This is a genomic window from Bacillus sp. FDAARGOS_527 (assembly GCF_003812125.1).
In the GTDB taxonomy this organism is placed as follows: Bacteria; Bacillota; Bacilli; order Bacillales; family Bacillaceae_G; genus Bacillus_A; species Bacillus_A paranthracis.
Window position 1 is genome coordinate 2110531 of record NZ_CP033795.1, and the last position, 14892, is coordinate 2125422.

18 protein-coding genes and 1 pseudogene are annotated in these 14892 nt (G+C 33.5%); 6 read left to right on the plus strand and 13 right to left on the minus strand.

Annotation, left to right across the window (positions count from 1 at the left end):
* Positions 1-62: 62 nt before the first annotated feature.
* Together EGX95_RS13425 and EGX95_RS13430 are read right to left on the minus strand one after the other, a co-directional pair.
* A complete protein-coding gene (locus EGX95_RS13425) occupies positions 63-1499 on the minus strand; it encodes an IS4 family transposase (protein ID WP_061184285.1) in 1437 nt (478 codons plus the stop codon).
* Between the two features lie 13 nt (positions 1500-1512).
* Positions 1513-1935, minus strand: a pseudogene (locus EGX95_RS13430) (alkaline phosphatase); the annotation flags it as partial.
* 267 nt (positions 1936-2202) lie between these two features.
* On the opposite strand from EGX95_RS13430, the gene EGX95_RS13435 reads away from it, so the two are divergent.
* Entirely contained in the window at positions 2203-2685 is a 483-nt protein-coding gene (locus EGX95_RS13435; protein ID WP_000809096.1) for a DUF2975 domain-containing protein, read from the plus strand.
* 10 nt (positions 2686-2695) lie between these two features.
* Complete coding sequence (locus EGX95_RS13440) at positions 2696-2911, plus strand: helix-turn-helix domain-containing protein (protein ID WP_000974621.1); 216 nt, start codon at positions 2696-2698, stop codon at positions 2909-2911.
* Between the two features lie 40 nt (positions 2912-2951).
* On the opposite strand, the gene EGX95_RS13445 is transcribed toward EGX95_RS13440, so the two are convergent.
* From EGX95_RS13445 to EGX95_RS13480, 8 genes are all read right to left on the minus strand, one after another.
* A complete protein-coding gene (locus EGX95_RS13445; RefSeq protein ID WP_000845971.1) occupies positions 2952-3263 on the minus strand; it encodes a hypothetical protein in 312 nt (103 codons plus the stop codon).
* Positions 3264-3373: 110 nt separating this feature from the next.
* Positions 3374-3760: a DUF3887 domain-containing protein gene (locus EGX95_RS13450; protein ID WP_001230586.1), complete on the minus strand. Its 387-nt coding sequence runs from the start codon at positions 3758-3760 to the stop codon at positions 3374-3376.
* A 2-nt stretch (positions 3761-3762) separates the two neighbouring features.
* Entirely contained in the window at positions 3763-4440 is a 678-nt protein-coding gene (locus EGX95_RS13455) for a YhfC family intramembrane metalloprotease (protein WP_001013702.1), read from the minus strand.
* 89 nt (positions 4441-4529) lie between these two features.
* Entirely contained in the window at positions 4530-5846 is a 1317-nt protein-coding gene (locus tag EGX95_RS13460; RefSeq protein WP_000276087.1) for a GHKL domain-containing protein, read from the minus strand.
* Positions 5846-6580 carry a response regulator transcription factor gene (locus tag EGX95_RS13465; RefSeq protein WP_000021640.1) on the minus strand — a complete coding sequence of 245 codons (735 nt, stop codon included), beginning with the start codon at positions 6578-6580 and terminating at the stop codon, positions 5846-5848. The genes EGX95_RS13460 and EGX95_RS13465 overlap by 1 nt, the downstream gene beginning before the upstream one ends.
* Before the next feature lie 162 nt (positions 6581-6742).
* Positions 6743-7318 (minus strand): kinase, encoded by a 576-nt coding sequence (locus EGX95_RS13470; protein WP_000107743.1) that lies wholly within the window; start codon positions 7316-7318, stop codon positions 6743-6745.
* Positions 7318-7860, minus strand: a complete 543-nt coding sequence (locus EGX95_RS13475) for a GNAT family N-acetyltransferase (protein ID WP_000506663.1) — start codon at positions 7858-7860, stop codon at positions 7318-7320. Before EGX95_RS13475 ends, EGX95_RS13470 begins: the two co-directional genes overlap by 1 nt.
* Positions 7861-7874: 14 nt before the next feature.
* Entirely contained in the window at positions 7875-8258 is a 384-nt protein-coding gene (locus EGX95_RS13480) for a VOC family protein (RefSeq protein WP_001049848.1), read from the minus strand.
* A gap of 283 nt (positions 8259-8541) precedes the next feature.
* On the opposite strand from EGX95_RS13480, the gene EGX95_RS13485 reads away from it, so the two are divergent.
* Positions 8542-8787 carry a hypothetical protein gene (locus EGX95_RS13485; protein ID WP_000433609.1) on the plus strand — a complete coding sequence of 82 codons (246 nt, stop codon included), beginning with the start codon at positions 8542-8544 and terminating at the stop codon, positions 8785-8787.
* A 336-nt stretch (positions 8788-9123) separates the two neighbouring features.
* On the opposite strand, the gene EGX95_RS13490 is transcribed toward EGX95_RS13485, so the two are convergent.
* Both EGX95_RS13490 and EGX95_RS13495 read right to left on the minus strand, forming a co-directional pair.
* Complete coding sequence (locus EGX95_RS13490; protein ID WP_000448687.1) at positions 9124-9660, minus strand: DUF2812 domain-containing protein; 537 nt, start codon at positions 9658-9660, stop codon at positions 9124-9126.
* A 7-nt stretch (positions 9661-9667) separates the two neighbouring features.
* Positions 9668-9985, minus strand: coding sequence for a PadR family transcriptional regulator (locus EGX95_RS13495; protein ID WP_001092638.1), 318 nt, complete (start codon positions 9983-9985; stop codon positions 9668-9670).
* Between the two features lie 206 nt (positions 9986-10191).
* Between EGX95_RS13495 and EGX95_RS13500 the strand changes: the two genes are divergently transcribed.
* The 3 genes from EGX95_RS13500 to EGX95_RS13510 are packed head-to-tail and all read left to right on the plus strand — an operon-like array spanning position 10192 to position 13365.
* Positions 10192-11121 carry an AAA family ATPase gene (locus EGX95_RS13500; RefSeq protein ID WP_000608762.1) on the plus strand — a complete coding sequence of 310 codons (930 nt, stop codon included), beginning with the start codon at positions 10192-10194 and terminating at the stop codon, positions 11119-11121.
* Positions 11118-12281 (plus strand): DUF58 domain-containing protein, encoded by a 1164-nt coding sequence (locus EGX95_RS13505; RefSeq protein WP_001014369.1) that lies wholly within the window; start codon positions 11118-11120, stop codon positions 12279-12281. The genes EGX95_RS13500 and EGX95_RS13505 overlap by 4 nt, the downstream gene beginning before the upstream one ends.
* On the plus strand, positions 12256-13365 hold the full coding sequence (locus EGX95_RS13510) for a DUF4018 domain-containing protein (protein ID WP_000860499.1): 1110 nt from the start codon (positions 12256-12258) through the stop codon (positions 13363-13365). The genes EGX95_RS13505 and EGX95_RS13510 overlap by 26 nt, the downstream gene beginning before the upstream one ends.
* Before the next feature lie 56 nt (positions 13366-13421).
* Here EGX95_RS13510 and EGX95_RS13515 read toward each other — a convergent pair whose 3' ends face one another.
* The gene (locus EGX95_RS13515; RefSeq protein ID WP_001186942.1) at positions 13422-14879 is read right to left on the minus strand and encodes an MFS transporter; all 1458 of its coding nucleotides are present in this window, start codon (positions 14877-14879) and stop codon (positions 13422-13424) included.
* Between the last annotated feature and the right edge of the window lie 13 nt (positions 14880-14892).

Consider the following 14892-nt stretch of genomic DNA (forward strand, 5'->3'; position numbering starts at 1 on the left):
TGTACTTTTGGTATTGAAAAGTACACACACCAAATAAACTCTAACGAGTTTCATTTTAAAAATTATGCAGCTTTCTTTTGTTTTCCAAACCCATTATACTCATAGACAACACCCATAATATCAAAGATAGTTTTCTTCTCATATCGATGAGATTTCCGTCCATTCTTCTGTAGGAGGTCGAACAAACGGATTAAAATCTTTGTTAGATTTTGGGTGTTTCTCTGTATCGCTTGATATAACAGCGATACATGATCTTGAATCATCCCAATGGCTTTATATTCACTTAATTCTCTTTTGTTCTTTTGCAAAAGAAGTTTACGCATCTTAAACATCGTAGAAGAACAGATAAAGATGGCAATAAGTCTTCCATACACATGACATTCTAATCGCTCTTTTTTGATAGTTTGCCAATGATGAATTTGAAATAAGGATTTCCACGTTTTAAAAATAATTTCTATTTGCCAGCGAAGGGAGTAAAAGTCATGTATTTGTTCCATCGGAACAACTCCTTCAGGCGTATTTGAGACATATATGTTGATACCCGTTAATCGTTTACTCTTTTCTGAAAATGTAATACCCTTTTTACTTTCAGTGTAACTTTGTTTTTTTCTACGTTCCTGTATCTGTTTGTCTGTTAAACGATAGATAATTACACGTGTGAATAGTTTTTGATTCTTTCCAATGTAAGCTTCTTTTATTTCGTATGTTTGACCGGGTTTTAAATTGTTCATAATATGTTCTAAATCAACTTGGATATACTGTGATTGCTTTTTTACGGTTCCGTTTCGAAAGTATTCTGGAAACGGATTTTTTACATACACGGTATGGTTTAATTTTAATCTGGATATATAATAAGCACCTCGTTGATCCATTTGATCTAAGTCTTCTAATGAAAAATAACCTAAATCACGGATACATAAATCGCTTGGACGTAATGTGTCTAAGCATTCTGTTCCAAAGGTCTTATCATTATTTTTTCCTGGACCTATCTGAAAGTTTAGAAACTGTCCGCTATGTAAGTCATATTCTAATTGAATCTTGATACCCGCTGTTTGTGCACAACCACCTGATCCAGGATATACATGGGCTAAATGTTTTGGTACTTGGAAAATCGTCGCATCTAAAATACGAATTCGTTGAAAATACATGAGCGCCGCGCTTGAAATGGCCGATGTTTCACAGATTTTACTTTTCCATAATGCCGAAAAAATATATTTCAAAAATTCAACCGCTTTTTTATCAAAGCGTTTATTGAGTCCTTCTGGACTCATAAGAGTGCCTGTGGCCGCATGTAATTGACTGCATAGTCGAACAAGCGAGTCACTCGCTGTACGTTGACTTACCCAAATACATATGGTAGCTAATTCATTTCCAGAAAACTTTCGTTTTCTTTTTACAAAACCTAATTCTTTTGCGAGTTCTTCCAAAAGAGAAGGGGTTAAATGACGATACAGTTCTTCAGAAAATAGTTGTAATTCATCTTGAATCGAAAGATTCATAAAAAATGTCACCCTTTCTAGCTAGCTTTTTAGAAAGAATAACGTTTTTTGTCACTTGGGGGTAGTGAAAATTCTTAAGTTGATGGGCATGAGGTAATACCCCTACAAATCCTGAATTCGATTTATTCCCCGTTGCTAAAGCTGTAGCTGCTGGAGCTGAGTCTGTTATAGCTGATTCCGCCGAATATGTACGAACTCCTCCTGTTACAATTTCATCTAATGCAAGTGGTTTCCCTTTATACAAGCGAGCTAATGTGGTTGCTGAAGAACTCGTTCCGTCCATAACCATCATGATTACATTTTTCGGTTGTCGTTCTACTTTTTTCACTTTAGCTTCCACCGTATGATCATTCATCATACTTTCAGTACATAACATACTTAGTGTGATTGTTCCTACTAACAGTAACTTCTTCATCTTTAAACCCAATACAAACATGATTGCGCCTCCATTAGTTTCACATTCATTTACATACAAAATTCTGACTGCCTACATATGTTTTATTAGTTCCCAATTTTTCTAAAGCTAACAATAGGAACTTTCTTATTCATTACATCTCGGTATAGTTCATCTATCTTATAAAGAAGATTTTTTATTATTAACTTGTTAAACAATAAATCCCCAATTGAATTAAATAAAAATTTATTGTTTAACAATAAATTTCGTGGTAAATTAATAAGATATTAAATAAATGAGGTGCTTTTTATGAAACAAGGATCAACACTCTTCCTAAAGACAGCTGTGATTCTAATGGGTATCCCTGTTCTTGCTATGTGCATTTTTTTAGTTCCTAAAATAGGAAACTTCGCCGCAGAACTTTATCCTGATATTGCATATATTAAATATCTTGTATTTATCAACTTATACGCAACAGCAATACCTTATTATTTTGCGCTGTATCAAACATTCAAACTTTTAAACTATATTGATAAAAACAACGCATTCTCTGAGCTGTCTGTTAAAGCTTTAAAAAATATTAAGTACAGCGCACTAGCCATTAGTGTATTATATGTATTAGGTATGCCACTTTTCTATCTTGTGGCAGAGAGAGATGACGCCCCTGGCATTATTATTATTGGAATGATTATAATTTTTGCTTCAATGGTAATCGCGGTCTTTGCTGCCGTACTCCAAAGACTATTAAAAGATGCGATAGATATAAAATCAGAAAATGATTTAACGGTCTGAGGTGAATAATATGGCAATTATTATTAATATTGATGTAATGTTAGCGAAAAGAAAAATGAGTGTAACAGAGCTTTCGGAGAAGGTTGGAATTACAATGGCTAACCTTTCGATCTTGAAAAATGGAAAAGCAAAAGCAGTCCGTTTTTCAACTTTAGAAGCCATTTGTAAAGCATTAGAATGCCAACCTGGAGATATTTTAGAATATCAACCGGAAGAAAGCGAATAAAAAGAGTCCTTCATACGAGAAGGACTCTTTTTACTGCACATTACGGCGCAAAACTAATTTGACCAGTAAACAATAAGATAATTGCGATGATCCAAAATATAAAAAATGATGAGGACAGTATGAATGAAAGAATAGCAATCCCCTTCTTCTCTGTTTTTTTCGTCATTGTAATGATAGAAAGTATGATACCTGCAACTGTCAGGGCAACGGTAATATAATCTCCCACTATATTACCTGCATTCGCTATCCTTGTCGGTGTAATAAATACGAACAAAAAACATAAAATACCGATGAGTAAACATATGTAGCTTATTATACTGTACTTCTTTTTAGGAACTAGTTCAGTTTTCATACTAACTCACCCCTTCTATATAGCTATAAGTTCATATTAGCACAAATAACCATAATTTGGTTAAATCAATAAAAAACAGATACAGCGGGAACTTCCACTGTATCTGTTTTTTATTTAATAACTAAACCTGCTATTTCTTCTTTATCATTATAAGTTATGATGAAGGTACGTTGTTCTTTACTATATTTCGCTACAAGAATAACCGTATATAAACCATCTTTTTCTTCAATCGATTGTTTTTCAATTTTTTCAAACGTACCAGCTTTCTCGATTATAGGTGTAAGATCTTTCATCTTTTCTTCTGACAATGCAGCTGTCATTTTACTATCAAATTTCTCATGCACTTCTTTATATTTTGCCTCATTTAATAATGATACAACTTCTTCCGCTTTCGAAATAAATTTTTTAGACGTACTTTCATCTACTTTATTACCGGTACATGCTGCAAGTGCAAACGCCGCGATAGCACTTATAATAATAAGTAACATTTTTCTCATTTTCATACACCCTTTCTTTTTAAAATGAAACTATAACTCAAAACGAATAACGCACAAATTGCTATTGAAACTTCTGACATAATAATCCCAATTTTCCCTGGCACATATAGCGAGATAATGCCCGCTAATGCATTTACAGTCCCATGGATGAGAATTGCATATACAACATAACGAAATTTCTTTTGGACGACAGCTTGCAATACAATGAAAGAAAGCCCAACATGTAATACCATCGCAAAGATGCGCTCAATACCACCGAGATAATAACTGTCACCATTTTGAATGACTGTTTGTGATAATAATAGGGATATTACTGGGATACCGACTATCAACACCGCCTCAATACCACCATGCCCTGCTCCAAATAAAAAACCAGACTGCCAATCTCGTTGCTTCATAAAATAACGCATTGCGATAAAACGAGCTATCTCTTCAAAAATTCCAGCTGATATACTAAGCAAAACCGCAAATAGTATAGGCTGCATAACAGAAAACATTTGAAAATCTGTGCTAGTTCCATTTACATAATTCAGTATTGGTATGCGAATCAATATTTGTGATACAACAAAAGCCAATACGCCTAACATATATGGAATATAGCGTTTCTTCCAAAAAGCATATAAAAGTGCAATAAGCGGTAAACCAAAGCTAATCATTGTTGTAAAAATTAGACCATTCATCTCGCTTCACCTCTTACTTGAAGTGTATAAAATTGAGTGAAGAAAGTATGTAGTTATTTCTTATTCGGTTTCCTTTTCATCATAGATGGTCATTTCATCTCACTTAATATAAATGTTTGCGTGAAATAGGGACTTACATAAGTTGTTTCTAACGTCGCATTATTTGTTTTATTTATGATACGTTTTAATGAGAATAGTCCGTATCCTCTAGTCCCTTCTTTACTTGAATGGTTTTTTTCATAAATTTTTTGCAAATCAATCCCTTCACTCTTTGAACTATTACGCACGATAAAATATTGTCGTAAATCCATTTCAAAGAATGCGATTTGTAATATCTTTTCCTCACTACGTACTGCTTCCTCAATTGCATTATCTACTAAAACTGAAATGATACGGATAAATGAAATAATCGTCATCGAAACACTTTCAATGTTCTCCGGTATATCAAGCATTACTTTTATTTGTTGCTGCTGAGCATCGCTAACTTTCGCTCTTAATACGCTTCTTACTTCAGGAATTTGTACGCGGGATAATTTCGCGATATCAAGTTCATGATCATTTATTGTTTTTAATGTAGGTGCGACAACATCATAGTACACTTGCTCAATTTCTTTCACATTTTTTGTACGTATTCCTTCTTCTAACGATAGTAATACATTCATATAATCATGACGAAAACTAGCAAGCTCATCATGCATATCCTCTAATTTTTCCACATAATCTAATAACTCTTTATCTAAACGTTTTTCATGCTCTTCTCGTAACTTTTCTTTCGATAAATGTGAGCTTATTAGTACGATGATTAGTAATAATAAAAAAATAATAATCGCTGAATTATAACTTACTTCACTGTATTGTTGATTTATTTTTGCTAAAAACTCAGTTGACGGCTGAGTTAAAATTAATTCAATAATAAACCCGATCATTAATAATATATAAGTTACATAGTATAACGGACTACTTACTATATATTGAGCGATTTTTTGAATTCTTTTTCGCGCTACTAAAATACCGATAAAAGTAAGGATTGATACGATAAGATGAATAATACTACCTGTCCATAAATATAAATTGAATGGCGTTAACATAAAGATTTTCATCCCTAAATCTAATAGCAACATTTTCACTAACGTTATAATCACCATACTCACCAGTGCAAAATATAAATTATGCTTAAATTTCAATTCATTTTGCATTAATCCTAAACTTATTAAAAATAACACAATCGTACTATTCAATTCTGGATATCTCGTTACTGTTACGACAATAGCAAGTAAAATAATGAATACCGTACTTAAAGCTATTAACATTCTAACTGACAATCTGTTGTATCGGATTAATTGTATATATAAAAACGTATGACACATACTAGTAAGCAGTATTGCAAATAAATCATAAATATACATTACATCTCACCCTTTAACATGTTACGTACTTTACTCACTAAACGCCGTGACACTGGAATGCGTTTCCCGCTTTTTAAAACTATCATTTTTTGTTTCGCATCGTAAGAAGACATTTGCTTCGTATTCACGATATATGACTGATGGCAACGAAATAAACGTTCATCTATTATTTCTATCTCCTTTAATGCTCCATAAAAATAAACGATTCGATCTAACGTCACTAATGCTAACCGGTGCGGTTCATCAGTCATAACATATTCAACTTCATGAAAAGGAACCCGCACAGTGGCATTACTATTTGCAACGATAAAGTCATCCGACGGAATAATATGCTTATTTCTTGCTTCATATTGAAGTAAACATTGTTCAAAAACTTTATATCTCTCCTCGTATGGCAACCCTTTATCAATAAAAGTTAAAGCTGATACCATGTATTGATATGAAATAGGTGCAAATTCAGAATGCGTCGTTACAAAAACAATAATTCCTTGCGTATCATACTTTCGTATCTCTTGTGCTACTTGTAACCCTTTACGCTCTTCCCTTTTAATCTCTATATCTAAAAAATAGATTGGGACATACTTCGCCTTCGGAATATTAGTAATAATATTTTCACTTTTACTAGTCACCTCAATAAAATCAAAAGGCAACCTATACTTCTCACAAATCTCTTCAACTAGCCGCTTCATTTGCTGTGCTTGTATGACATCGTCTTCTAAAATGAAAATACTCATGTAATCACTCGCTTTATTGGAATCTTTTCATCTATAGATTTATCTATAAATATATAATTCAAATTATAATAATATTCTCCTTCTCATTAATTGAAATAATTAATCTGCTATTACATAGAGAAACCTCAACTTTTCAAACAAAAAGTTGAGGTTTTCTTCAAATCAATTTATAACTAAATCCGCCCAATCCTTCGGCAATTCCGTTTCTAAGTAATAATCCTCTGCTTTCCAATACCTATTCTTAAACTTTGAAAGGTTCTTTTCCGGACTCTCCCGAAGAAAACGTGTCTCTCTTGGACAATCCAAGTACACCATATAATGAAAGAAATCTCTCCATTCTTTTCGCTGTAGAAAAACACCTTCAATTACTATGACACCTACTATGGGGATCTGTACTTTTTTCATTTCGCATGAGTCTGTCTTATCATTATAGAACGGTAATTTTAGTTTTGTTTCATTTTGTAACTTTCGAAAAAATTTCTGCCGAAGCCACTCAATATCCCATTGCAAATAATAATACTCATACCATTCTTCAAATCCGGTATCATAGCGTTTATTACGCTCCACTATATAATCATCAATATGAAAAATATGAAACGGAATGCTTTCCTGTTTCATATTTTCCTTTAAATTTGCAACAAATGTTGTTTTTCCTGAACGACTTAAACCATCTATACCTAAAATGAACCTATTTTCTTTATGCTTCTTCATAACATTTATCAATTCACTCGTACTCATTATTTCTTCCACTCTTCTTTTAATAAAGAATATAAAATCGTATCATGCGCAACTCCATTTTGAATCATATGTTTTCGAAGTAATCCTTCTTCTTGAAATCCTGCTTTACTTAATAATTTTTGAGAAGCTTTATTCTCTACATATACAACAGCAGCAATTCTTATAAGTTGCAACGTTTCAAACCCGTAAGCTAAAATCGCCTGTAACGCTTCCGAGGCGTATCCTTGTCCCCAATATGTATCGTCTAATTCATAACCAATTTCAGCTCGCTTATGATGATTGTTTATTAAATGAAAACCGCACGTTCCGATTAATTGGCCCGTCCCCTTTTTCTCTATTCCCCAGCGAAATACATTTCCCTCTTCATAACGATTTTTAAACGTTTGAATCGTTGTTTTCGCTTGCTCAATATTTTCGAAAGAATCCATTCCGAAATAACGTATAACAGATTCTTTTGAAAAATAACGGAACATCGTTTCTGCATCTAACAGCGTTAATTCTCTTAATTGTAAACGTTCTGTTTCTAGTTTCGGAAACCCCATCTCTTTTTCTCCTTCTATTCTAATGAACTGCAAATTTCAATATAATTTCCATCTGGATCGGCAATATATGCAATTGTTTGTCCCCACGGCTTTACAATTGGTTCAACTAAAATCGTAATACCTTGTTCTCTAAATTGCTCAATTGTTTTTTCTACATTTTCAACAACGAATCCTAATTCAAAATGAGAAGATTGTAACTCGCCTTCTGTAAGTGGTAATCCTGTTAATTCTTTCACGTCTTGCCGCGTATTCATTGCTAATATTGTAGATCCCGTATTAAATTCAATATATGTACCGTGCTCTGCTTTTATAGGCAACTGTAAAATATCTTTATAGAATTTTAAACATTCCTCAAACTTTTCTACATATAAAATGATGTACTTCATTTTTAAATTCATTTTACTTCCCCCTTTATATCCATCCCTAAAATTTCGACAAAAGTCTCATAAAAACCTTGTTTCCTATAGTAGCGAGCATAAAAAAATGAGGCCGATTTCTCGGCCCCCCAGCTTATTGGCATAAAACAGGAGATTTGGTTTGGACATAACCAGTTCGTACTCTTATTATATTTTATTTTTTCTGAATTTTAAATACATTAAATACCTATTTATATTGAGAAAGTTTTTTTATTTGCATAAAATTAAAGAATTTAAGAAATGCTACAAATGGAGGTGTATACATATGGAACCAATGCTATGTCCAAGCTGTAAAACGAACCGTACCCGCTTTAATATTCTTGAGCAACAAGTAAAACCCGTTAAGTTAAATCCACAAACTGGCCAAGTAGAAGAAGAATACACAAACGAAACGATGAACGCTTTTCATATGGCTTATCAAGGACCTACATACAGAGTCCAATGCGCTGTATGCGGACTTGTTGAAAATCCTGAACAATTTATTAAACCTGCTCAAAATCAGTCTTTCTAATAAAAACATGATTATCCCTTGTAGAAATAGATTTTTCTATAGGGGATTTTTTCGTTTTGTACTTTAATAAAAAACGTGTTTCTTCCTTATTATAAGTTACACCCCACATCTTTTTAGTCATCTTTTATTTTTTGATCCTCAATATGAATCTTTTTTCTTCATTTATTATTTTCAGGGTAAATTGCGGCTTTGATATTGTTAATTTTATGCCTTCATATAGATTTTTATTATATAAAAAAGAGTGAGCAAAAATACGATTATATAGAAACAAAAGAAGTTGATTCCCATATTAATTACCTCTTTACAAAATCAACTTCTTTTAAACTCCACTTTTTATTATAATATTTCACTTTTTAATTTCTTGATTTTCCAAGAAAGTCTTATAAAGAAGTACATCCACATACCACCTGTAAGACCGGTCATAACTTTCGCCCACATTGGCACTCTTGATTCCATCGGGCTTAAAAACAGATTATACATTGATGGTAATAAACTTGCTGATATAATAACAAGGAATAACAATAATTCATTTAGTTTTTGTATCCTCGTCTCCTTTTCTGAGTAAATATCAGGCAATTCATTTACTTCTTCTACTTCTTTACAAAAATAATTCCATCTTGTGAAACTTGTTACGCGTTTCCAACCTGACATTTCGTATATTTCGAAATATTCTTGTTGTTGTTCTTTCGAATCTCTATAAACCAATCTAAAATCAGCTTTGTACATTACATCTTTTGGCTCCGTTTTCTGAAACGTATACATTAAATTATATTTTTGTAATGCCCAACCTTGCTGATGCATCTTTCGTAAAAAAGCTTCTTCTTTTTCTAAATTCCATGCCGTAAAAAACTTGAATACCCTTTTTGTCTCCATCTTCCATTCACTCCCCTAATATACTATTCCCATTCCTTACAGATCTCTGCAACCTGTTATACTCTAGCTCTAATACTTCTTTACCAAGTGGCGTTAACTCATAGCACTTCTTTCTATCTGTTGAGGCAACTTCAATAATTAATTTCTCTTTTAATAACTTCGTCGTATTCCCGTATAAAGTTCCAGGACCGAGTTTTACTTCTCCATTTGTCATCTCTTCTACCATTTGCATAATTCCATATCCGTGCATTGGTTTCACTAGGGATAACAATATGTAATATGTCGCCTCAGTTAACGGAATATATTTTCTCGCTTTCGTATTCATTATAACCACCTCCGATACATCGCTTCATGATATATCGACTTGCGATACATCGTATACCGATATTATATATTCACATTCCAAAATATGCAAGAGTATAATTTAATAATTGAATATTTATTTCTTTGAATTGAAAAATCATATAAATTTTCTGAATAATTTGTTAAAATATAGAAATATCCGTTTATATTTTGAAAGGAATGATACATATGATAAATAAATTGAAAGAAAATATAGGTTCAGTTTTTGTAGGTAAAGAAAATGTTATAGATTTATTAATCGTTTCCTTGCTTGCTGATGGTCATGTACTTCTTGAGGATGTACCTGGTACTGGGAAAACGTTACTTGCGAAAACACTTTCAAAAAGTATTGGTGGTAATTTTTCTCGCGTTCAATTTACACCGGATGTACTTCCGAGTGATGTGACAGGTATTGAATATTTCAATCCGAAAACGAGCGAATTCGAGTTAAGATTCGGACCAGTCGTGGCAAACATTCTACTGGCAGATGAAATTAACCGTGCAATGCCGAGAACACAGTCTAGTTTATTAGAAGCGATGGAAGAACGACAAGTGACGCTTGAAAAGCAGTCAACTCCTCTTCCAAAACCGTTCTTTGTTATTGCGACGCAAAATCCAATTGAATCACAAGGAACCTTCCCTCTTCCTGATGCACAGCTTGATCGCTTTTTAATGACAATTTCTATAGGTTATCCGAATCCTGAAGACGAACTACAAATGATGCGACGTTTTCGTAACGATACACCACTAGAAAGTGTCACATCTGTTATTACTTTAGATGATATTTTAGAGGCACAGAAACGAGTGAAAGAAATTTTCGTATCAGAACCGTTAGAACATTACATCATTAAGCTTGCTCATGCTACAAGAAATCATGATTATATCGCTAACGGTGTAAGTCCGCGTGCCACACTTGCTTTAGTACGTGCTGTTCAAGCTTTAGCCTTTTTACGCGGGAGAGAATATTGCACACCAGAAGATATACAATTGTTAGTTCCTTCTGTTTGGAATCACCGTATCGTCTTATCAATGGAAGGTGCATTACGTACGACAAAAAATGAAATGATGCAAAAGATTTTAAAAGAGGTTGACGTACCAGTGGAGATTGAGCAAACATGAATGGACAGCGCGTTGTAACTGTACCTTTATTTTTTCAACTTCATATTATTCAACTATCTGTTCCAGGCGCGATACTATTTACATTTTTTATGCCGCAACGAATCATTATGTTTTTCTTTTTCTTCTACTATTTATTTGCGATTTTCATTTATAAATATGTCGCATATATAGAAAAACAGTTTCAAGTGCTAAACGAGAAACAAACAACTCGCTTATTTCCTAATGAATCTGGACAATTTTTTATTCATTTAAAAAACGGAGCAAACATACCACTCGTTAACGGTGTTTGTTATTTTCATTTAGATCCGTCCCTACTACCGCATAAAGATCAAGGAATTGAACAAATATCAAAAACACTATTCTCTTTCCCATTTTCACAACCTGCCCATTCAGCGCAAAAATGGGATTTATCATTAACTGCAACGAAGCGTGGCGTGTTTCAAATTGAACAATTCGAATGTGTTTTGAAAGATCCTTTTCATTTATTATCTGTACATTTACCTGTATTTGATAAATTAAGAACTGAAATTATTGTGTACCCTTCTCCTAAAGAAGTAGCAGGTTTGCAAGAACTTCAGCAACTTTTAAATGGATCTTATCGAACGAATTTTTCTTTTTACAATGATGAAACATCTATTATTGGTGTGAAACGATATGAACGTGAGTCTTTCCGTTCTATTCATTGGAAAGCATCTGCTAAAATGCAGGAATTACAGGCGAAGCAATATGAACCTGTAAAAAATTATAGTTGGACGATCTGTCTTTCTTTAGCTGCTGATCGCGGGTTTGGTTGGAAAGATAATATAGAAGATCTTATTTCATTTGCAACATACATTTGTCAATACGCTACGAAGCATCAAATACCGTTTGAATTATTTATTAGTATATTAGCTGAAGGTGGTCCTCTGCACTTACCATTAAATGAAGGGCAAACACATTACGCAAAAGCTTTAGAGGAATTGGCACGTATTTCAGACGATAGCACATTAATTCCGAAACAAGGATTTCTCCATTATACAAATAGAAAAGGAGAACGATCGTCTACAATGATTTACATTGGCTTGCAGAAGAATGACCTCTCTCTTCTATCGCAACCTACGTTTCTCATAAATAACGAAGGGATGGTGGAAAAGCTTGAAAACTTGGCTCTATCACATTAATGACTTTCTTCTGCTGCTCCTCCTTTCGTTATTAACAGAAAGGGACGAACTTATAGCTATTACTATATTTTTAGCACTAAGCTATATTGGTGTATTTCTAATCCATACATTCACGAAGAAAAAAACAACAGGATTTGTCATACTGTTAATGACTCAAATAATCGGTTGTTCTATTTTTCTCCCGTTCTCTCTATTTGGCACAATTATGTTACCGCTTTTCTTCTTTATCGTACATGTAGTTGGACCAGGATACCCAGTTCAAAAATCGTTAGGTGGTATTGTTTGGTTTGGTGTTTCAGCTATATTTTATGCTCCCTTTCCAACGCTCGGGAAACTGTTACTATTAGTTATACACATTATGATTACATTTTGGTTAACCGGGGCAAATCGGAATCAACAGTTATTACGTTTCACTTCTATCATTACGATTGGTGTAATGAGTATATTAATTGTTCAAGTATTTCCTTTTATTCGAGTTATTTTTAGTTTTATCATAGAAATAGTCGCATTAGGGGTCGGTTATATTTTAAATCCATTTCTCGTAGCAGCTGAATTGAAAGATACGGAAGGGGTTTGGGCGAGTAAAGGTCATCTCTTAAAACCACAAATTGAAGATGGAAAAACACCTCCTGATTTTGATCCAACTCTTATAAATAGCATTACCATAATAGCCTGTGTAGCCATTGCTATTTATGTCGTTTGGAAAATAATAAAAAAACGAAAACAATTCAGTTTACCAAATATACCTGTCTTTGAATCTACTATCATCACTGATAAAGAAGGAATGAGCCAAAAACGTTTGAAACGAAACAAACCGCCACATAACGAAATTCGAAAAGAGATTTTTAAGCTTGAAAGTAAGTTAACTCCCCCTTTAAATAGAAATCGAGGAGAAACTATTGAGGCATGGTTAGATAGAATAAATAGTGAAGAAGATGTAAATATTCAGAGTCATATTATTAGTAATGCTTATAATACAGTGCGTTATTCAAATGGGGAAAACACCGTACTTTTGTATGAATTTAAGGAAGAAATCCATAAACTCTATGCATATCAGAAAAGTTTAAAGAAAAGAAAGAAATAACACAACAAAAAGACTCCTATTTTCATAGGAGTCTTTTTATACTTCTACGTTACTTTTTAAATTGAGGCGTTTTTCCCTGCTTCAATCTCTAATGACTCTTCATGCCACCAAAGTGTTTCTTCAGGATCTTCTTTAGCAATTTGGTGTGCTTCTTTTTTCGATTCTACTGTAGGATATGAACCTTTTAGCGCACGTCCTGATGTTGTAACGAATAGTACACTAAATACAACTAATCCAATAATACTTACACCTGTTAAATAAAATGCCGGTGCAAGCGGGTTACCGGTTGCATGAACTAAGTATGAACATACAAGTGGTGTTGTACCACCAAATATCGATACAGAAATATTAAATGAGATCGAAAGTGCTCGATAACGTACATCAGTGAAAAAGAGTGATGGTAATAATGAAGGTAATGTTCCTTCATATACACTTAGGAAGAAACCTAATACGAAAATACCTGCAAATATAGCTGCAATATGCCCGTTACCTATTAGTAAAAATGCAGGGATTGCAAATACAGTTAAACCAAGTAAACCAATTTGCACGACGCGTTTATTACCAATTTTATCACTTAATTTACCGAAATATAGTGCTAGTGGAATCATAAGTGCCATCGTAATAGAAATAATTAGTAAGCCTGTTGTTTCTTCGACTTTAAGTACTTGAGTTAGATAAGAAGGAATATACGAAAGAATCATATAATTTGTAATATTAAAGAAGGCGACAATTACTGTGCTTAATAAGAAGTCTTTTTTGTGATATTTCATAATATCCATAAATGAAAATTGTTCATTGTCTTCAGATTCCTCTTGTGCTTTTTCCATCTCTTCAAAGATGGGAGATTCATCTAAATGACGGCGTAAGTATAAACCGACCAAACCAATTGGTGCAGCTATTAAGAAAGGAATACGCCAGCCCCAGCTGAGCATTTGTTCATCTGTTAACAATAACGTCAAAATGGTAACAATTACCGATGCAGCAATGTAACCTGAGAGTGTTCCAATTTCAAGACCACTACCGAGTATACCACGCTTTTTATCTGGAGAAGATTCTGCGATATAAACCATTGCTCCTGAATATTCGCCGCCTGTAGAGAAGCCTTGAATCATTCGGGCAACTAAAAGTAGTATTGGTGCCCATACACCAATTTGTTCATAGGTTGGTAGTAATGCGATGAATAATGTAGAAAGTGCCATTAAAATAATAGTAGTACTTAACACGATTTTTCGGCCGTACTTATCTCCTATTCTACCAAAGAATACACCTCCGATTGGTCGAACGAGGAAGGCCGCTGCAAATGTACCGAATGTAAGTACAAGTTGCAATCCACTATTATCAACACCTGAGAAGAATAATTGACTTAAAATTACCGCTAAATACGCGTATAATCCGAAGTCAAACCACTCCATTGCGTTCCCTATACCAGTAGCAACTACTGCTTTCCTGGCTTGTTTAGGATTAACAATATTAACGTCTTGAGGTTCAAAATTTAAATCATTATTTTGTTGCATATAATAAAACAGC